The organism is Paenibacillus glycanilyticus, from assembly GCF_023715145.1.
Lineage (GTDB): Bacteria > Bacillota > Bacilli > Paenibacillales > Paenibacillaceae > Pristimantibacillus > Pristimantibacillus glycanilyticus_A.
This window is the reverse complement of the sequence record NZ_JAMBNP010000006.1, coordinates 195,011-214,188: the sequence shown is the minus strand read 5'-3', so window position 1 is coordinate 214,188 and position 19,178 is coordinate 195,011. Positions and strand designations below refer to the sequence as shown.

General features: G+C 51.6%; 22 protein-coding genes and 1 other annotated feature (1 of these 23 cut by a window edge). Of the genes, 16 read left to right on the top strand and 6 right to left on the bottom strand.

The annotated features are described in order from the left end of the window. Positions 1 to 77: a binding site (T-box leader), on the top strand; it begins 179 nt to the left of the window's first position. 66 nt (positions 78 to 143) lie between these two features. Continuing rightward, on the top strand, positions 144 to 1,133 hold the full coding sequence (trpS, locus tag M3194_RS18360; protein ID WP_251655533.1) for a tryptophan--tRNA ligase: 990 nt from the start codon (positions 144 to 146) through the stop codon (positions 1,131 to 1,133). Positions 1,134 to 1,161: 28 nt separating this feature from the next. On the opposite strand, the gene M3194_RS18355 is transcribed toward trpS, so the two are convergent. Next, a complete protein-coding gene (locus M3194_RS18355) occupies positions 1,162 to 1,344 on the bottom strand; it encodes a DUF5325 family protein (RefSeq protein WP_251655532.1) in 183 nt (60 codons plus the stop codon). Between the two features lie 129 nt (positions 1,345 to 1,473). On the opposite strand from M3194_RS18355, the gene M3194_RS18350 reads away from it, so the two are divergent. Further along, positions 1,474 to 1,695 carry an alpha/beta-type small acid-soluble spore protein gene (locus M3194_RS18350; RefSeq protein ID WP_251655531.1) on the top strand — a complete coding sequence of 74 codons (222 nt, stop codon included), beginning with the start codon at positions 1,474 to 1,476 and terminating at the stop codon, positions 1,693 to 1,695. A gap of 158 nt (positions 1,696 to 1,853) precedes the next feature. On the opposite strand, the gene M3194_RS18345 is transcribed toward M3194_RS18350, so the two are convergent. Continuing rightward, positions 1,854 to 2,843 carry a metal-dependent hydrolase gene (locus tag M3194_RS18345; RefSeq protein ID WP_251655530.1) on the bottom strand — a complete coding sequence of 330 codons (990 nt, stop codon included), beginning with the start codon at positions 2,841 to 2,843 and terminating at the stop codon, positions 1,854 to 1,856. Positions 2,844 to 3,095: 252 nt separating this feature from the next. Between M3194_RS18345 and M3194_RS18340 the strand changes: the two genes are divergently transcribed. Beyond that, positions 3,096 to 3,404, top strand: coding sequence for a hypothetical protein (locus tag M3194_RS18340; protein WP_251655529.1), 309 nt, complete (start codon positions 3,096 to 3,098; stop codon positions 3,402 to 3,404). Positions 3,405 to 3,407: 3 nt separating this feature from the next. On the opposite strand, the gene gerQ is transcribed toward M3194_RS18340, so the two are convergent. Both gerQ and M3194_RS18330 read right to left on the bottom strand, forming a co-directional pair. Then, positions 3,408 to 4,013: a spore coat protein GerQ gene (gene gerQ / locus M3194_RS18335; protein WP_251655528.1), complete on the bottom strand. Its 606-nt coding sequence runs from the start codon at positions 4,011 to 4,013 to the stop codon at positions 3,408 to 3,410. A 42-nt stretch (positions 4,014 to 4,055) separates the two neighbouring features. Then, complete coding sequence (locus M3194_RS18330; protein WP_251655527.1) at positions 4,056 to 4,478, bottom strand: cell wall hydrolase; 423 nt, start codon at positions 4,476 to 4,478, stop codon at positions 4,056 to 4,058. A gap of 192 nt (positions 4,479 to 4,670) precedes the next feature. On the opposite strand from M3194_RS18330, the gene cyoE reads away from it, so the two are divergent. The 3 genes from cyoE (at position 4,671) to M3194_RS18315 (ending at position 7,244) form a co-directional block, all read left to right on the top strand. Next, positions 4,671 to 5,579, top strand: a complete 909-nt coding sequence (cyoE, locus tag M3194_RS18325; protein ID WP_285889380.1) for a heme o synthase — start codon at positions 4,671 to 4,673, stop codon at positions 5,577 to 5,579. Positions 5,580 to 5,672: 93 nt separating this feature from the next. Next, positions 5,673 to 6,302: an SCO family protein gene (locus M3194_RS18320; protein WP_251655525.1), complete on the top strand. Its 630-nt coding sequence runs from the start codon at positions 5,673 to 5,675 to the stop codon at positions 6,300 to 6,302. A 3-nt stretch (positions 6,303 to 6,305) separates the two neighbouring features. Continuing rightward, positions 6,306 to 7,244, top strand: a complete 939-nt coding sequence (locus M3194_RS18315; protein WP_251655524.1) for an AEC family transporter — start codon at positions 6,306 to 6,308, stop codon at positions 7,242 to 7,244. Here the strand turns inward: M3194_RS18315 and M3194_RS18310 are convergent. After that, positions 7,222 to 7,575 carry a toprim domain-containing protein gene (locus tag M3194_RS18310; RefSeq protein ID WP_251655523.1) on the bottom strand — a complete coding sequence of 118 codons (354 nt, stop codon included), beginning with the start codon at positions 7,573 to 7,575 and terminating at the stop codon, positions 7,222 to 7,224. The genes M3194_RS18315 and M3194_RS18310 overlap by 23 nt on opposite strands. A 415-nt stretch (positions 7,576 to 7,990) precedes the next feature. Further along, the gene (locus M3194_RS18305) at positions 7,991 to 9,151 is read right to left on the bottom strand and encodes an MFS transporter (protein WP_251655522.1); all 1,161 of its coding nucleotides are present in this window, start codon (positions 9,149 to 9,151) and stop codon (positions 7,991 to 7,993) included. Between the two features lie 236 nt (positions 9,152 to 9,387). On the opposite strand from M3194_RS18305, the gene M3194_RS18300 reads away from it, so the two are divergent. From M3194_RS18300 to M3194_RS18255, 10 genes are all read left to right on the top strand, one after another. After that, positions 9,388 to 9,846, top strand: coding sequence for a hypothetical protein (locus M3194_RS18300; RefSeq protein WP_251655521.1), 459 nt, complete (start codon positions 9,388 to 9,390; stop codon positions 9,844 to 9,846). A 46-nt stretch (positions 9,847 to 9,892) separates the two neighbouring features. Continuing rightward, a complete protein-coding gene (locus M3194_RS18295; protein WP_251655520.1) occupies positions 9,893 to 11,050 on the top strand; it encodes a transglutaminase domain-containing protein in 1,158 nt (385 codons plus the stop codon). 28 nt (positions 11,051 to 11,078) lie between these two features. Beyond that, positions 11,079 to 13,124, top strand: coding sequence for a peptidoglycan D,D-transpeptidase FtsI family protein (locus M3194_RS18290; protein ID WP_251655519.1), 2,046 nt, complete (start codon positions 11,079 to 11,081; stop codon positions 13,122 to 13,124). A 205-nt stretch (positions 13,125 to 13,329) separates the two neighbouring features. Then, positions 13,330 to 14,295 (top strand): metal ABC transporter solute-binding protein, Zn/Mn family, encoded by a 966-nt coding sequence (locus tag M3194_RS18285; RefSeq protein ID WP_397334354.1) that lies wholly within the window; start codon positions 13,330 to 13,332, stop codon positions 14,293 to 14,295. 22 nt (positions 14,296 to 14,317) lie between these two features. Next, complete coding sequence (locus M3194_RS18280) at positions 14,318 to 15,130, top strand: metal ABC transporter ATP-binding protein (RefSeq protein WP_285889360.1); 813 nt, start codon at positions 14,318 to 14,320, stop codon at positions 15,128 to 15,130. A gap of 10 nt (positions 15,131 to 15,140) precedes the next feature. Then, positions 15,141 to 16,097, top strand: coding sequence for a metal ABC transporter permease (locus tag M3194_RS18275; RefSeq protein ID WP_251655517.1), 957 nt, complete (start codon positions 15,141 to 15,143; stop codon positions 16,095 to 16,097). Next, positions 16,094 to 16,966 (top strand): metal ABC transporter permease, encoded by an 873-nt coding sequence (locus M3194_RS18270; RefSeq protein ID WP_285889359.1) that lies wholly within the window; start codon positions 16,094 to 16,096, stop codon positions 16,964 to 16,966. The genes M3194_RS18275 and M3194_RS18270 overlap by 4 nt, the downstream gene beginning before the upstream one ends. Before the next feature lie 194 nt (positions 16,967 to 17,160). After that, complete coding sequence (locus M3194_RS18265; RefSeq protein ID WP_251655516.1) at positions 17,161 to 17,913, top strand: Cof-type HAD-IIB family hydrolase; 753 nt, start codon at positions 17,161 to 17,163, stop codon at positions 17,911 to 17,913. 7 nt (positions 17,914 to 17,920) lie between these two features. Next, complete coding sequence (locus M3194_RS18260) at positions 17,921 to 18,406, top strand: DUF456 domain-containing protein (RefSeq protein WP_251655515.1); 486 nt, start codon at positions 17,921 to 17,923, stop codon at positions 18,404 to 18,406. A 15-nt stretch (positions 18,407 to 18,421) separates the two neighbouring features. After that, positions 18,422 to 19,147 carry a ThuA domain-containing protein gene (locus tag M3194_RS18255; RefSeq protein ID WP_251655514.1) on the top strand — a complete coding sequence of 242 codons (726 nt, stop codon included), beginning with the start codon at positions 18,422 to 18,424 and terminating at the stop codon, positions 19,145 to 19,147. Positions 19,148 to 19,178 lie beyond the last annotated feature (31 nt).

Here is a 19,178-nt window from a genome sequence, read left to right as displayed (position 1 = left end):
CTTGTTGCTGATGCCCCGTATACTAGCGGGAAGGCAACAAGTAAATTAGGGTGGCACCACGGTCCCTCGTCCCTTGCGGCGGGGGATTTTTTGCGTTCAAATACGCGTTTAAGAGCGATCCAAAGAAAAGGGGACGAATGGAAATGAAAAAAGTACTATCGGGCATTCAGCCTAGCGGACAGCTTACGCTTGGCAACTACATCGGCGCGATGCAGAACTTCGTGAAGCTGCAGGAAACGGAAGAATGCTTCTTTATGGTTGTGGATCTTCACGCGATTACGGTACCGCAGGATCCTGCGATGCTGCGCGAGCAGACTGAATCGGTTGCGGCTTTGTTCATCGCTGCGGGTATTGATCCGGCAAGAGCGAATATTTTCGTGCAATCGCATGTACGCGCGCATGCCGAGCTGGGCTGGATCCTGACGACGCTGACCGGTATGGGCGAGCTGGAGCGCATGACGCAATTCAAGGATAAATCGGCAGGAAAAGATTCGGTGGGCGCCGGTTTGTTCGTATACCCTTCCCTTATGGCGGCAGATATCCTTGTCTACAATGCCGACCTCGTGCCGGTTGGCGATGACCAGAAGCAGCATCTTGAGCTTACCCGCGATTTGGCGAACCGGTTCAACTCGCGATTTGGCGATTACTTCACCGTTCCCGAGCCGTACATTCCGAAGGTTGGCGCACGGATCATGTCGCTTGACGATGCAAGCAAGAAGATGAGCAAGAGCAATCCGAACGCAGGAAGCTTTATCGCCCTTCTTGACGAACCAAGCGTCATCCGCAAAAAAATCAGCCGGGCGACAACGGATTCCGGCCGTGAAGTGAAGTATGATCCGGCGAACAAACCTGAGATCAGCAACCTGATCAGCATCTACTCGCATTGCGCGAATATTTCCATTGCCGAGGTAGAAGCGCGTTATGAAGGCCAAGGCTACGGTCCGTTCAAGAAGGATCTCGCCGAGCATGTGGTCAATGTCCTTGAGCCGCTGCAGCAAAAATACAGAGCAATCCGGGAATCCGGCGAGATTCATGCAATCTTGAAGCAAGGCGCGGAACGCGCATCGGAGCTTGCTGACCGCACGCTTGCGGACGTGAAAGAAAAAATGGGCTTCCTGGCCCCGCGCGTTTAACAAAAAACAAAGGCTGACGCATTTCGCGTCAGCCTTTGTTTTCGTTCCGGCGTCGTAATCTTGCTTTTACGACAAAGCCGCCGCCGATCATAAGCAAGGTAAGAATACCAAACAAAATGGCGAGCCAAGCGTTGAAGGACATGGAGATCGCAGTGGCGCACATGAGCAATACCGATACAACGGCAAAGAACAAAGATAGTGATTTAGACAAGATTCTGACTCTCCTTTACGGATGCTTAATATATTTTTTTGAGGTTAGCATAATTTGCGTGAACATGCTCATAATAAGCTTGCAAGCTTGCAAAACATCACAGTGCTCAACTGAAGGGAGATTATCAACATGGCTAGCAACAAATCGAGCAATCAATTGGTGGTACCACAAGCACAAGCTGCTCTTAATCAAATGAAAATGGAAGCAGCTTCCGAGCTTGGAGTGCAAATTCCAGCTGACGGTTACTATGGTAACGTTACATCCCGCGAAACAGGTGCGTTGGGTGGATACATTACTAAGAAACTTGTCCAAATCGCAGAACAATCGTTGTCAGGCGGCAGCTTCCGCTAATCGTTTTTAAATACACAACGCTTCAGAGGAAGCCGCAAGCTCAAGGGTAAAACCTTGAGCTTTTTTCTAGTGTCATTAGGATCACGAAAAATGATCACGAAAAAAAGCCCCTCCTTATTGTGCGCCAGGGGCTTTCCTTCGTCAAGTCGTCACGGCCGTTAGTACGAGTTCATGCGCAGCCGCTTCATCAACCGGTCATCGCTTAACCAACCGACATAAGAACCAACGGTTTCGAACTCCTTGTTCATGAGCAGAACGGCTACAAACGGATATTGCTTGCGGTGCCGATATCTGACATCAGACCACCGGACTTCATAACCCCAGGGATGTTCTTTCACTTCCGCGCAAGCAAATTTCGTGAAGTAAAGGAAGGAGCGGATTGCGTTATCGTTCCTGGATTTGGCAACCGCGGGATGATCGGAACAGCGCACCTTGTCCAGCCATCTGAGCTGGCTTCCCCGAAGATCACCGATAACAAAGCTGCCGTCCGCTGCGCGCTTGACGATGTTCCAATGCGACAGCGAGATCGTAGGAATCGCGACGTACGCTTTTGTCCCGTCGTCCGGTTCCGGGTCAAGCGAAGGGAGCCGGCGAATGGTGCTTCTGTGCGCGAGCGTCCGCCATGTATAATAGACGATGGTAATGAGATACAAGAGCGGGAAGATGGCAACGGGACTGGCGAGGCCAAATGCCCAGATCAGAATAGCGCCGACATGGGTTGCAAATATAACCGGGTCAAAGATATGGATAATATTCCATGAGATCCACTTCTCCGTAAACGGTCTTGCGGCTTGCGTTCCATACGTATTGAACAAATCGGTAAAGACATGGACACAGACGGCAAGCAGCACCCAGGACCCGATATGAAGCCAAGGAAGACTGCCCCTGTAAAACAGCTGAAGAAGTCCGGTAATGGCGATTGTCCAAATGGCAATAGCCGGCAGGGAATGGGAGATGCCGCGGTGATTCCGGATGTAACTTGCATTGCCTTTTAGCCGCAGGAACGTATCAAAGTCCGGAGCCTGCGAGCCGACAATGGTTCCGATCAAGACAGCGGTGAAGATGGATGTGTTGTTTGCCACAACAGGATCGATGCAGGCTAGTCCTGCGAGTCCGATGCCCATGACAAGATGCGTGCCTGTGTCCACGGAAAAACCTCCTAAAATGAATTGCCACTCACAAAAGGCCGATTATCAGCCGTATTGTGGTGATTCATGCGTCGTAAGCATGGTCTTAATGAATTACCACTCACAAAAGGCCGATTATCAGCCGTATTGTGGTGATTCATGCGTCGTAAGCATGGTCTTAATGAATTGCCACTCACAAAAGCTTTTGGTTTCAATTATGATGTAGTATCAACGGAGAAGCATCACTTTATCAGTGGCAAAAGAAAGGGGTCAATGACAAACATGTATATCTGCTTTGCGGAATATAAAATTGCGGCAGCCGACCGGACTGCGTATTTGAACTATACCGGCACTCTAATGAAGGAATCGGATAAGATCCAATTATATGAAGGGACAGATCAATTGAACTTATTTGTAGAGATCTGGACGGCGGCAACGGAGGAGGAGGCGGAAGCCATAAAAAAAGAACGCTGCGATGAGCGTTCTCCTTGGTACCGGATCGCCGAATGGATTCCGGGCGGTGCGGACAAAATGCATGTATGGACATTCAAGCCGGCGGGGGCTGGCCCGAATGCCGGGTGAAGATTAACCTTCGCGGCTGGTCAGTGGCGTTGCATTCGTAATCATTCCGCCTTGGAACGGATATTCATAATTGATCTCGCCGTCAAACGTTACATAATCCAGATTCAAAGTCAGCAGCAGGTAACGCATGCCCGTGGAAGGATCGCTAATAATAATATGGTCGCGGCCGGCTGCTTCAATGATACCGCGGAATACTTTGGCGTTCCATTCGCGGTTGTTCTCGTAAGTCATGTAGAAGGTAGCCATTTTACCGCGGTTGAGTCGCAGAATGTTCTCTACATACGATTCCTCGACAACCGGAACTGTTACAATGTTCCCGCCCGCTGGCGTAATGACAGCGCCATTAGGCACTGGAGGAAGAGATTGGGCACCAAGCGTACCCATTCCAGGCATACCTGCCATACCAGGCATACCTGCCATACCAGGCATACCCGGCATTGCCATAGGCATAGGCATTCCCATTCCCATAGGCATAGGCATGTTAGGCGTTGTACTTGCAGGAAGGATAGATGCCTGGCCGTAGCCGCCACCTCCAAATGGGCTGACGCCGCCATAACCGCCAGTGCTGGCTGGACTTACTGCATTTTTGTAACCATAACCGTAAGACATGCTGTTGCTCCTCGCTTTCAATCTTTGAGATTTGTTGACTTATCAGTACACTCTTGGACAATCTTCTCTTGTCGGGATGAAGAAACAGTGAGCCTTATAACGGCCGCTGTTTGATTGATCCCACCAAGTATCCGGACAAGCGCCGGAAGGGCGGAAGAACCACAGTGCGTTCGACGCAGGGCGCTGGCGTTCACCGTTGATGACGCGTCTGGCTAAAGCAATATCCTTGTCGCGTGCACTCTGATAGAAATAACCTTTCAATGTAGCCTCAAAGCCACCCGGTCTTTGATAAACCATATCTTGGATGGTGCGAATGTCTTTGAAGTCGAGACAGTTGCCAAGAACACGGTTGACGCCAACGTTGCCGACCATCAGCATGCCAAGCTCGCCCTCGCCTTCTGCTTCGGCACGCATCAGTCTGGCGAGTATCTTCACCTGTTCATCATTTACCTTGATGACTGCCATATGTTCGACCCTTCACTTCCCTTCATCATACAAAGAGTTGGGCACTTGACTACATACCTATAGTATTGATGGGCGGTCAAAAGGGTTCCATATTTATTGTCACAATTTGAGTGGCGAATTGATGAACAATGGCGCCTGACATTGTCATGGCATCTATTTTTCTGTATGATTAAAAACGATTCATCAATGAAAATGTATAGGCGCGCGGTAAGCGTGCTTTGTTGCATAACTCGGGAGGCTCGCTTCGTGTTGAAAGATTTAATCGCATTAACCAAACCACGGCTGCTCCGTCTTAATGTATTTGCCGCAATAGGCGGTTTCTGGGTCGCTTCCAAATGGGATTTTGACTGGCTGAAGCTGTTATGGGTTGTTATCGGTTCAGCGGTTACGATAGGCGCCGCTTGCGTAATTAACAACTACTGGGACCGTGAGCTTGACCAGAAAATGGAGCGCACGAAAGACCGCGCGTTGCCGATGGGCAGGCTGAAGCCGGGCTTTGTGCTGGGATACGGCATTGTGCTTAGTATAGTTGGTCTTACGATCTTGTTTGCTCTCGTTAATCCGGTTACCGGCTGGCTTGGATTTCTGGGCTGGTTTGTTTATATTTTCGTCTATACGATCTGGCTTAAACGCACATCCACCTGGAGCACGTCAATCGGCGGTATTTCCGGGGCAATGCCTCCGGTACTAGGTTACTGCGCGGTAACGACTGAAGTGGATATGGGAGCATGGCTTCTGTTTGCCTTCTTGTTCCTGTGGCAGCCGGCGCATTTCTGGTCGCTTGCGATACGCCGGGTAGAGGAATACCGTACGGCAGGCTTTCCGCTGCTTCCGGTTGTGAAGGGGATCAAGCGGACGAAGCTGCAAATGATTCCTTATGTTGTGCTTCTGATTCCTACTTGCGTGCTGCTGTACACCTATCATTATACGGGCATTGTATTCCTGATTCTGTCCGTTATTGCGGGGATTGTTTGGGCCGTGCATACGCTGCAGGGACTTAAAGCAGAAAATACCGAGAAATGGGCGAAGGTGAACTTCCTTATTTCCGTTAACTATCTAATGGTTGTATTTATTGTGATGATGGCAAATACCGTGAAGTAATCCGCTTAGCTATTGCTTTCGAGGCAAGAATCACCGGAACGGGCAAGACTGGCCAATTGTGCGGTAATTCTTTTTAGGGGGAGTGAACTTTAAATGGCGTTTCTCAAAAAACACAGCTTTAAATTCGCCGTATTGGCGCTCTGTTTGGCAATGGGCATTTATTTATTCGTTACGAACTACTCGCAGTCAAGCGGCGGCAGCAAGATGCCCGTCCAAATGGCTGCTCCGTCATTCGCCATGAAAGATATTAACGGCAATGAGGTTTCTCTGGACTCTACAAACGGAAAAGCGAGGCTGGTCTACTTCTATTGGGCAAGCTGCCCGGATGTATGTCCTCCAACAACATTTATGATTTCCGAGGCAGAGGATCAGCTCCGCGAAGCAGGGCTTCTCGGCACGAAAGCAGAGCTGATCTCGATTACATTCGATCCGAACAAAGATACGCCTGATGTCATTCGGGACTTCGCAACCCGCAATTTTGCGCAGCTGGATGAAGGAGGCTGGGACTTCTTGCGCGGCGATGACGAGGAAGCATCGATCAAGCTGGCAAGAGATTTTGGCGTCAGCGTGAAAAGGGATGAGGCGACCAATTCATTCATACATATGAATGTCATTACGCTTGTTGATAAGAAGGGCCAAATACGCAAATGGATTAACGGCAGCGACGAATCGCTCACACCGGAAAGCTTAGTGGCGGATTTGAAGCAGCTCGCGAAGGAATAAGCGATGAACATATTTTGGCATATATTATGGAGCAACGTACTGCCGCTCACATTGATGATAGCTGTCGGCTTCACAATGCAGCGGCTTTTTTCTTTGGATATCAAAACCTTGTCGAAGCTGAACTTTTATGTATTTTCTCCCTCGGTCATTTTTAATTTGCTGTATACGACGGACATCTCCGCAAGCCTGATTGGGCAGGTGCTGCTGTTTGTTGTTCTGTTTATGACCTTGCAGGCGATTGCCGTGGAATTAACGGTCCGCCTGCGGGGGCTTGAGGGAGGCATGCGCGGAGCGATGCGCAACAGCGTCCTGTTCTATAACAGCGCCAACTACGGGATTCCGCTTAACCAGCTGGCCTTCTCCGCCAATCCGTATACCTTGTCGATTCAGATTATCGTCATGGTGACGCAGTCGCTGCTGCCGAACACGTATGGCATCTATAGTGTCAATGCGCATAAGATGAGCTTCCGCTCGACACTCCGCACCATATTGTCTCAACCGATTATTTATGTGATTCCGATCGCATTCCTGCTCCATGGATTCCATGTTCAGCTGCCGCAGTCCATAGAGACGCCCATTACATATTTGTCGAATGCTTTTATTGGCACGGCGCTGGTTACGCTGGGTGTACAGCTTGGCAATATGAAATGGGAGCTTAACCCGGTGCTGCTCAAAAACGTGCTGCTTGCAAACGGTCTTCGCCTTGTCGGAGGACCGGCGTTAGCCGCGCTGGTCGTATGGGGACTTGGATTTTTTATGTCAATCGATCATATGATGGCGGCAGCTCTTATCGTATCTTCTGCCGTTCCAACCTCGCTCAGCAGCGTTCTGCTTGCTGTCGAGTTCGACAATGAGCCGGAATTCGCTTCACAGGCGGTATTCCTGTCGACCTTAATCAGCATTATTACTGTAGCCGTCGTTATTTTCCTTCTTCATATTTAACGGGATATTGAATATATGGCTCGAGGCCGGCCTTCTCGAATTGTTCAATCAGATATTCTTCCGGCGTATGCTCCACGCCAGGGTATCCGCGGCGCGTATAAATATGCTCGGCATCCGGGAACAGGTCGCGGAGAATGCCGCGGATCCGCTTGCCGGAGGAATCATTGTCCGTGAAGATAAAGACGTCCTTGTGACCGACCTGCTTGCGCAGCTTCTCCAGCTGGACGGTACCTGGCGTTCCAAAGGTGCAGAAGATCGGAACGGAATCGTCAAGCACCCGGCGAATACGGCTTTTGTCGTTTTTGCCCTCCACAATAATGGCGATATCCATAGCAGTCACCAGCCTTTTATTCTGTAGGTTCTTACACGTAGTGTAGCTATATTCGTTCATGGCAACAAGAAAAAGATTCCTGAGGCGGGGTAAAAGGAAATGAAAAAAGGGACAGAGCGTTAAGCTCCGTCCCTTTTCATATTCATAAAAGAGTTTCTTAATATAATCCGCCGCAAAGTGTGCACACGATGATAACGAGCAGGATAAACAATACGAGGATGGACCCCACATGGTTAAAGCCGCCACCGCGATGATCGCTTACAGGTGAAACATGAATTTCAGACATTTAAGTCACCCCTCTCAAGCAAGCTTCAACGTCATGCCGGCCGGGCAATCGTCCTTCCGGAGCAACTGTCCTTGATGGCCACCTGACATAGTGCATTATATGCCCGGGTGAGCGAATGGCCTTGTGCATTCACCTAGATTTCGGGAAAATGGGTGTCAGCGTAGTTCTCCTCCGGTGGAACGGCAAGAGGGCAACTCCGATCATCAGGCCAAGGAAGGCCAGATAGTACGGGGACAGATTGTCCCTCAGATGGCCGGCAAGCATGGGACCCAGGAAGGCGCCGATCGAATAGGCAATCGATAGGACCGAGAAGGTCCGGCCGTATCTGGCACCGCCGCTAAGCTCAATCAGCAGGGTGGATATTGCCGGGAGAACGATCCCCTTAGCCATTCCGACAAACAAGAGAAGCATGGCGAACGGAAGCGGTGTATGGGCGGCAATCGTAAAATAAACAATGGCAAGTCCAAGAGCCCCCCATAATGTCCGGTAATAGGATGACAGCTTGTTAAGAAACAGCATGCTTAAGGTAATCAGGGCGCCAAGGCTAACGACGGAGAACAGCAGGCCGGTCTCCATCATTCCCTCCGCAGAGGTTGACATCAGCGGCAGCTCAAAGGACAGGATTCCTTGCGCGCAGCTCATGGCAACCGGCAGCAGGAAGACCAGCCACGGGATAGGCGAAGCCTCCACAATGGCCGGCTTTATTCCGCTAGGCGCAGGATCCGCTTCTTCGGCAGGAGCCGGCTTGATATCCCGGATGAAAAATAGTGCGCAGACAGCCGTGATGATAAGCACCCAGCCGAGCAAATAAAAGGCGGTTGTGAAGCCGATCTTCGCTACCATATAGGCACCGGCTGCGGGGGAGACGACTGTCGCGAGCGTATGGACAAGCCCGTTGCCGGCCATAAACTTCCCTTGTTTGGTTACATCGCTGGAGATGCGGGCGAGCAGGGCAAGACAAGCGGGAGACAGAAAGGCCAGCACAAAGCCGCTTATTGAGCGGAGAACCAGCAGCTGCCACGGATCCGTTACCTTGGACTGGAACAGGAGCACAACCCCGGCCCCCATGAGGCTAAAGACGATAAACAGCCTGCTTCCGAACCGGTCAACCCCGTATCCGGCCATAATATTGCCCGGCAAATGCGTGATGGAATACATCCCCATCATTAGACCGATGAAGGATGGAGCCGCACCAAGCGAAATCGCGAATGGCGTAAGAATCGGGTATTGCGCATGCAGATCAAAGAAAGCAACGAATAGAAACAGATAGAGCCAGATTGCGGTTTTCAAAGGGTACGTTCCTCCTTGCCTTAACCTCTTAATCTACTTGTACGTCAGAGGTGGACAGGATATGTCTCCAGGCAATCCGAAGCCTTACGTTTACGGCATATAATGGGTGGGTTATAATGTTTGATAATGGGACAATGCACGAGTTATAATAGGGCTAATGCTTACGAAGCAAGAATTACCACAGTAAGCAAAATCCCGCCTGCTTGTGTGAGAATTCTTTTTAGGGGGATTGTTTGTTGGAAAACTACTTTGATTTTTCCGGCTATGATTGGGACACATGGAGTGCCTTTTTACAGGATCATTGGCTTGTGCTCGTTATTGCGCTTGTTGTGCTGCTCTTTATTATCAGAGTCGTCAAGACGTTTGTGAAATGGGCGCTGGTGCTGGTCATTGTTGTGGGCATTGTGGCTTATAGCGGTTATACGCTGGATGATGTGAAGTCGATCGGCACGCAGGCCTTGGACAGCCTGAAGCAGGAAGCCGTATCGGCGATGGCGGGAGAAGTGGAGAAAGCAACGTTTACCTCCAATTCCGATGGAAGCTTTACCGTGAAGACCGAGAACCTGGAACTGACAGGCGTCCCCGGCTCAGGCGAAGTGAGCGTGAAATTCCACGGCAAATCGGTGGGTACGATGAAGATAGATTCAACCATTCAGACGCTTATTGATCAGGCGAAGGCGAATGGCAAAGTATAGAGAGACAAGATTAACGCAAAGCAGGTAAAGGCAAGGAGGGGTGAACATGATGGAATGGTTTCGCGCAGGAACGGATTGGGAGCCGGTCTCGCTAATCGTTCTTCTCCTTCTGCTTGGTTCGCTGCTGCAAGGAATGAGAAGAGGCGCGTCGGGTTCTGCGAGGCGCCTTTTCTTTTTTGTGTGGGACGGCATTATTATGGTCGTCTGTCTGGTGCTGGCGGGGAAAATAGCAGGCGAATTATCGCCTAGAGCAGCAGACTGGCTCAGCGCGCATGTGGAGGTTCCGCAGCGGGAGCTTGGTGCAACATCGCAGGCCTGGTACACGTTTATTACTAGTCTGCGGGATTTCGCTCTGCTCAGGTACGGAATTCTGTTTCTGCTCTCCTATCTGCTCCTCCGGTTAGCCGCATCATTCCTTGCGCCGCTGCTGGAGACGCTTGTTGCGAGCAGGCAGCAAGCCGGCAGACATGAGAATAGGGAGCGCCTTCCGGGAAGCGGAGCGGCGAGCCGTGCCGCAGGTGCGGTGTTCGGGACGGTTCATGGTGCGGGACGGGCCTTTGTATTTGTAGCGGCCTTGTTTATTTACGTATCGCTTGCGCCCAATGGCTTGTGGTCCAATCTCATTCAGCAGTCGCCTTTATACATGAAGGCATCGTCCGTGCTTGAGCCGGTCGCCGGCGATATGCTGGCCGGACGCGGACCCGTTCTCGCCGAGGCGGTGCAGGCCGAGTTCCAGAATGTTCTGCAGCGCAAGTACGAGATCATAGACTACAATATTCCTGCGGATATCGAGGAGGCGGCCCTTCAGATTACGAAGGACAAGAGCAGCGAGGAGGACAAGGCGCATGCCTTGTATGACTGGCTGGGCAGCCGGATCGCGTATGATTGGGATAAGGCCAACAATTATGTAGACAACGGAGTTTGGAAAGAGCAGAACCCGCAGGAAACGTTTGATACCCGCAAAGGTGTCTGTATTGACGTAGCCCGCTTGTATGCCGTAATGGCACGCGCTTCCGGTCTTGAAGTGAAGGTTGTTACCGGCACGGGACTGGACGGGAACGGAGGCTCCGGTCCGCATGCGTGGAACGAAGTGAAGATTGGCGGAGAGAATGGCACCTGGATTCCGCTTGATGCAACATGGGCATCTTCCGGCGATTGGTTTAATCCGGATGATTTCGACAAGACCCATATCCGGGCCGTATAAGTTAGATTTAGACAAGAGGTGAACAGGCTTGCATGAGGATCCGCAGAAACGGGAAATAACGAATCGGCGTCATTTCTCGTTTCGATTGAATTTTTTCTTTTTTGTCGTATTTGGACTATTTAGCGTTCTTATTATTCAGCTTGCTATTTTGCAGTTTGTGGAGGGCCCGAAGCTTAGCGCGCAGGGCAGCCAAAAAAGCACGAGAAGCGTCAAGATCGCACCGATCCGGGGCAATATATATGACTCGTCCGGTACTCCGATAGCTTATTCGACTTCCACGCAGTCGCTTTATTTCACGATCTCTCCTGATTTCAAGGATGGGGATGCGGAAGCGATTGCCGCGAAGCTTGCCGCCGTATTTAAGGAGTTCGGTGATCCGGATCCGAAGAAGCAATTGACGGATGAAGACATTATTCGGCAAATGGACCTGGACTTCCGCAGAAATACGATTTCTACTCCAAGGCGCATAAAAACCGGTCTAACCAATAAAGAAATTGCCTACTTTAGCGAGCACAAAGCCGAATTCAAAGGGATCGATATCGTGGAAGAAAGCGTCCGCAACTACACGGAGGATACGGTAGCGGTGCAGCTTGTCGGCTATTTGAAGAAGTTCAAAGGCGTTCGCGAATCGCTTGATTTCTACAAGGATAAAGGGAATGAAGACGATCCGCAGCTTCAATACCTGGACGATGAAGATGTCGGCTACGACGGTCTGGAATATATGTACCAAGATATTTTGCGGGGCAAGAACGGCCTGAAGACGTATCCGGTTAATAACGCGGAACGGATTATCGGGCCCGTACAGATTACGAACCCGAAGAAGGGCGACGATCTGTATTTGACGATTAACCGGAATGTGCAATTAACGACGGAACAGGCTATTGTTGATCAGATTCATAAAATCAGCACGTCGTCGATCAAGTCTGAACGCGCCGAATACGCGAAAATCGGCTTTGCCGTTGCGATGGAAGTAAATACGGGCAAGGTTATCTCAATGGCGAGCATGCCGGATTACGACCCGAACATTTGGTTTGGCGGCAAGATCAGCAACGAAGACTACAAAAACTTCGAATCCGTTCTGAACAACGGTACGATCAGAGAGGTATTCCCCCACTACGAAACCGACAAAGAGCGGAATCAGCATCCGTCGTCCCTGGTTCCTCCAGGCTCGACCATGAAGCCTTTGTCCATTCTGATCGGCTTAAATGAAAAGTTGTTCACGACAAGAAGCACGTATGTCGATAATGGCGCCTTCTTCTTTGGTGCCAAGGGCCACGAAGTACGGATTGGCAACGCCTCGAACCATGCTTACGGCTTGCTGGACCCGGCATCGGCGATTGCCCATTCCTCCAACCCGTTTATGGCGAAGATGGTAGGCAACAATATGTATGAGAAATACGGCAAAAAAGGCGTCGATGTGTGGGATAAATACATGAAGCAATTTGGACTTGGCGTCTTGACCGGAAGCGGTCTGCGAGGCGAATCCAAAGGCACCATTGACTACTATCACGAAACTGAAACGGCCAGCGCCCAGTCTGCCTTGGTGCGGGCTGCCTTTGGTCAACAGGCGCGTTACACCACGCTGCAGCTGGCGCAATACGCGTCTATGCTGGCGAATCACGGCAAGCGGATGAAGCCCCAATTCGTGAGCCAGATTAAAGACGCGGACGGAAAGGTTGTTCAGACCTTCAAGCCTGAAGTGCTCAATACCGTTGATTTCCCCGACGCTTATTGGAACGAGATCGAGGACGGCATGTCCCGGGTTAACGTACAAGGCTTTGACGGGGTATCGTACACGTTTGAGAGAAAAACAGGTACAGCCCAATCCGACGTAGCGGGCCGCCGTGCGGATAACGCGGTATTTATCGCTTATGCGCCTAGAGAGAATCCGAAGCTGGCCGTTGCGGTTATTGTGCCGGATGGCGAGTTTGGCGGCTGGGGCGCGGCTCCGATTGCGCGGAAAATTTTTGACGCGTATGATTACGAGGTTGGCTTGAACGGTACGCCGGGCAAGCTGAAGGATCAGGCGAATAATACGGCTGGCAACACGGCTGGAACGAATGCAAATCAGTAAGAAGGATGGCCATAAAAAGCCGTTTCCGGAGATTCGAAAAGAGAATCTTTGGGAACGGCTTTTTTTTTTTTGAAACTTTTTTAAACAAATTTCGTAAAAAATGTTGCATCAGAGAAACACTTTTGAATAAAATAAAAAAAGAGGCGTAAGGCTAACTAATGTTCGTCCAGGCAAAATAGGCACACATAAGGATGGGGGAAAGGTTATGCGGCTACCCAAAAAGCCAAACTCCGCAATTAAGCGGTTCATAATGACCATTTTATTTCTGGCGTTAAGTGCACTTCTGATGGCGGGCTGCGGAGCCGGGCAGGATGCCGGCGGCGCAGGAAGCGGCAAGCTTAAGGTTACGGCTACTACCGGCATGATTGCGGATGTGGCCCAGGAAGTAGGCGGTGAGGATGTTGCTGTAACCGGCCTGATGGGGGCGGGCGTTGACCCGCATTTGTATAAGGCGTCTTATGGCGATGTGAAGAAGCTGGACCAGGCGGACATTATTTTTTATAACGGGCTTCATTTGGAAGGAAAAATGGCGGAGATGTTCGAGAAGCTGGAGAAGCGCAAACCAACCGTTGCGATCTCTTCCCGTATTCCGGAGTCGCAGCTGAGGTCATTCCCCGGCGGCGGAAGCCAATCTCATGACCCGCATATCTGGTTCAACGTGAAGATGTGGATTTCGGCAACCGAGGTTATCCGCGACTCCCTGATCGAGAAGGATCCTGAACATGCCGAGGGCTACAAGGAGCGCGCAGCCGCATATATTGCACAACTGGAAGAGCTCGACCGGTATGCGAGCGAGCAAATTGCGACCATTCCCAAGGAGAGAAGAATTCTCGTTACCGCGCATGATGCCTTTGGCTATTTCGGCGATGAGTACGGGCTGGAGGTAACGGGTCTCCAGGGGATGAACACGATGTCCGAGTACGGTTCCAAGGATGTCAGCTCCCTTCGCGACTTCCTGGTCGAGAACAAGATCAAAGCGGTCTTTATCGAGTCCAGCGTGCCGAAGAAAGCCATCGAGTCGGTTATTGAAGGCGCACGTTCGATGGGGCATGAGGTGGCGATCGGAGGCGAGCTGTTCTCCGATGCGATGGGGGAAGCGGGGACGGAGGAAGGCACCTATATCGGCATGGTTAAGCATAATGTGGATACGGTTGTTAAGGCATTGAAATAACTACGGAAAGGCAGTGATGGTGATGTCAAAAGCAAAGGTACAGTCAACAGCATCTGTAATGGAGCGGGAGGCAGCCGCACCTCCGTTAACGGTCAGCGGGCTGAGCGCAGCCTATCAGAAGAAACCGGTATTACGCGGCGTCTCCTTCACCGTGACGGAGGGTGAGCTCATTGGGGTTATCGGGCCTAACGGCGCCGGCAAGTCCACGATGATGAAGGCAGTTCTTGGTCTTATTCCCCGCCTTAGCGGCGAGGTGCTTGTATACGGAAAGCCTTATAAACAGCAGCGCAGGCTGGTCGGCTACGTGCCGCAGCGCGAGTCCGTGGACTGGGATTTCCCGACGAATGCGCTTGATGTCGTTATGATGGGCCGGTACGGCCATCTGGGCTTGTTTGGACGACCTGGAGCGAAGGAGCGCGCCATTGCGATGGAATGTCTGGCGAAGGTAGGCATGGCGGACTTTGCATCCCGCCAGATCAGTCAGCTGTCCGGGGGACAGCAGCAGCGGGTATTCCTCGCGCGGGCGCTTGCGCAGGATGCAAGCCTGTACTTCATGGATGAACCGTTCGCAGGGGTTGATGCGGCAACGGAGAAGGCTATTATTACATTGCTTCAGGAGCTGAAGCAGCAAGGGAAGACCGTAATTGTCGTTCATCATGATCTTGCAACCGTGGAGGAATATTTCGATTCTGTGCTTCTTCTGAACGTGGAGCTGGTCGCTTACGGCAAGACCAAGGATGTATTTACACAAGAATTGCTGCAGCATACTTACGGCGGCCGATTGGCGTTCCTCGACCGGAACAGCCTGGTGAAGACGGACAACACGAAAGGGTGAGTGAGCGGAGATGAATACGTTATGGACGCTTCTCCAGGATCCAAACATGCAGTGGATCCTGATCAGCTGTACACTACTTGGCCTTAGCAGCGGCATTATCGGTTGTTTCTCTTATTTGCGGAAGCAAAGCCTGATGGGCGATACGCTTGCTCACGCGGCATTGCCGGGCATATGCATCGCTTTTATGCTGACCGGTACGAAGTCCATTATGTACTTCCTGATTGGCGCTGGCCTTGCGGGCGTGGCGGCAACCTTTGGCATCGGCTGGATTACGCGGCATTCGCGCATTAAGCATGATGCGGCAATGGGTATCGTATTATCCTCCTTTTTTGGTCTTGGCATTGTGCTGCTCACCCTTGTGCAGCATGGAGGGTACGGCAATCAAGCGGGACTAGATAAATTTTTGTTTGGGCAGGCGGCGTCGATGGTGGGTTCCGACGTTCTTACCCTGTCAATCGTCAGTCTTATTCTGGTGAGCGTCTGCTATCTTCTATTTAAACAGTTTAAGCTGGTATCCTTTGACCCGGGCTTTGCCAAGGGGATCGGTTACCCGGTTGCTTTTTTCGAGCAGCTGCTGATGCTCCTGATGGTTGTTGCGGTTGTTGTGGGCATTCAGGCGGTTGGGGTAATCCTGGTTGCTTCCCTGATCATTACTCCGGCGGTTTCCGCGCGGTACTGGACGGACCGGCTTGGCGTGATGGTTGTCGTATCCGGCATATTCGGAGCGCTTAGCGGCGCAACGGGTGCGATCGTCAGCTCGACCGGAGACAGCCTGCCGACAGGACCGCTTACCGTGCTCGCGGCAACGGCGCTGTTTGGAGTCTCCCTTTTGTTTGGCACAAAGCGCGGGATCATCGTACGCAGACTGGTGCAGCAGCGAATGAAGCGGACGCTTGGCTTCGGTTACGAGGAGCAGGCGGCAACGGCTTCTGTGGATGAGCGGATTAACAAGGAGGCGGCATTATGAGCGATTTCTGGATCTTGTTGACCGGGGTGCTGGTTGCGGCTTGCAGCGGTATCCTCGGCACCTTCCTTGTTCTGCGCAAAATGGCCATGATCGGCGACGCCATCAGCCATTCCGTCATGCCGGGCATCGTCATCGCGTTTCTGCTCAGCGGCTCCCGCGATTCTCTTCTTATGATGGTAGCTGCCATGGCCTGCGGGTTGTTCGCGGTATTCCTCATTCAGCTGTTTCAGAATAAAGGGGTGCAGGCGGATGCTTCTATCGGGGTCGTATTTACCGCCCTGTTCGCGATAGGCGTCCTGTTGGTCAGCTTGTTTGCCAGACAGGTGCATTTGGACCAGGATGCGATTCTTTACGGCGAGATCGCTTACGTGCATTGGAACACCTGGATTGTAAACGGGGTTGATCTGGGGCCAAAAGCGGTATGGCTGCTAGGCGTGACTCTGATCATTATCGTTACGGTGATCTCCTTGTTCTATAAGCAGTTCAAGCTTTGCTCCTTCGATCCCGCGCTTGCTGCCGCTTGCGGTATTCCGGTTGCGCTGTTCCATTACCTCCTGATGGGCTTGGTATCGATGGCAACCGTAAGCTCCTTCGAAAGCGTGGGAGCGATTCTGGTCGTAGGGATGCTGATCATTCCGGCAGCTACCGCTTATCTGCTGACCGACCGTTTGAGCGTTATGATTCTGCTCAGCGTTGGCGTGGGCATTCTGAGCGTCTTTGGCGGATACGGCGCTGCCGTTATGCTGGATGCCTCGATCGCAGGCTGTATCGTATGCGCGGCAGCGGTGCTGTTCGCGTTGGCCTTCCTGTTCTCGCCGTCTCACGGCATCGTTGCGAAGAAGCTTCGCCTTCGTAAGCTTGCGGCTTAAGCTGCAAAGCCCCGCTCCTTATAACAAGGGGCGGGGCATTTTTTGCGTTTGGACTAGCTTGCAATATGAATTGAACCCTTCCCGATCGTCCCAACGTTTAGTACATTAGGCGGTTTTTAAAACTGCTTCATTTGGAATCTCCCTAATCTGTGCTAAAATATTGCATAGTAGAAACTAGGCAGGAGGATTCACTCATGGGGAATTACAAATTAGTAGCACTGGACATGGATGGCACTTTGCTGAACGAGCAAAGCGAGATCAGCAAAGAGAACGCAGAATGGATCCAGCGGGCGCTTGATGCCGGCATTACCGTCAGCTTCTCAACGGGCAGGGGCTTCCGCGGAGCGCTTCCTTTTGCGGAACAACTGAAGCTGGAGACGCCGATGATTACGGTCAACGGCAGCGAGATCTGGCAAAAGCCTCATGTGCTTCACAAACGCACATTGCTTAGCTCGGTCTACATCAAGCAGCTGCATGAGCTGGCGCTGAAGCATGAGGGAACCTGGTTTTGGGCCTATTCGACGAACGGGATTTACAATCTGGAGAAATGGATTGATCCGTCGACGACGTACGAAGACCATCATTGGCTGAAGTTCGGTTACTACACGGAAGACGATGCTGTTCGGGGCCGCATCCTGGATGAAGTAACGGAATGGGACGCGCTGGAGATTACGAATTCTTCCCCGCAGAACCTGGAGCTGAATGCCAAAGGCATCACGAAAGCCAGCGCAATCCGTGAGTTATGCACGATGCTTGGCATCGAGATGTCGCAGGTGATCGCTGCGGGAGACAGCTTGAACGATATTGCCGCTATCCGTGAAGCGGGACTTGGGGTAGCAATGGGCAATGCGCAGCAGGCGGTAAAGGATGCGGCCGATGTGGTGACGCTCTCCAACAACGAGAACGGCGTCGCCGAAATCATCAAACAATATGTATTGAAAGGTTGATGCCTAAGTGGATATTTTAGGCTGGTCGCTGGTCGTAATCTTATTTGTTGTCGGGATGGCCGGAGCGATCTGGCCGATTCTGCCGGGAGTATTTGCCATATACGGCGCTTTCTTCGTATACGGCTTCTTCTTCTCGTTTGAGCCGTTTGGCTGGGTATTCTGGACGGTACAGACCTTGATTCTGATCGTTCTGGTCATAGCCGACCATGCGGTCAGCGCTTGGGGCGTTCATCGGTTCGGGGGCTCCAAGGCGTCCATTATAGGCAGTACGATCGGACTTATACTTGGTCCCTTCGTCATTCCCGCCTTTGGTCTTATTATTGGTCCGTTTGCCGGGGCTGTGATTGGCGAGCTGGCGGTTGGCTCCAATATTGAGAAATCGTTTAAGGTCGGCATCGGCTCGCTGGTTGGCTTGTTAACCAGCGTCGTTGTCAAAATCATTTTACAAGCAGCAATGATCGTGTTATTTATTATTTGGCTAATGTCCAACTAGGGAGATGAACAGGAAATGGTAAAGGTAACCGTATGGAATGAGTTTTTGCATGAGAAAGAGCATGAAGAAGTAAGAAGCATTTATCCTGACGGCATACATAACGCGCTTGCCCAAGGGATCCGTTCCGAGGAGATCGAGGTTCAAACCGCAACCCTGGAAGAGCCTGAGCATGGCCTGACCGAGGAAAAGCTGAACAATACCGACGTATTGATCTGGTGGGGACATATGGGTCATGACCGCGTAGACGACGCTATCGTGGAACGGGTTCATCAGCGGGTTATGGACGGCATGGGCCTTATTGTGCTGCACTCCGGTCACTTCTCCAAAATTTTCAAAAAGCTGATGGGTACCGGCTGCGATCTGAAATGGCGCGAAGCGGGCGAGAAAGAACGGATCTGGACCGTTAATCCGGCCCATCCGATTGCGGCAGGCATTCCGGAATACGTAACGATTGATCATGAGGAAATGTACGGCGAGCACTTCGACATTCCGGCTCCGGATGAGCTTGTATTCGTCAGCTGGTTCGAAGGCGGAGAAGTATTCCGCAGCGGCTGCACCTTCTTCCGCGGCCAAGGCAAAGTATTCTACTTCCGCCCCGGGCATGAGACGCACCCGACTTATTACCACGAGCATGTGCTGCAGATTATCCGCAACGGCGTGAAGTGGGCGGCGCCATCGCAAGCAGGCAAGCCGGTCCGCGGCAACCATCAGCCGCTCGAGCCAATCAAAGGCAACGCCTAAAACGGATACGTAATAGAAAGAGTAGGACGAC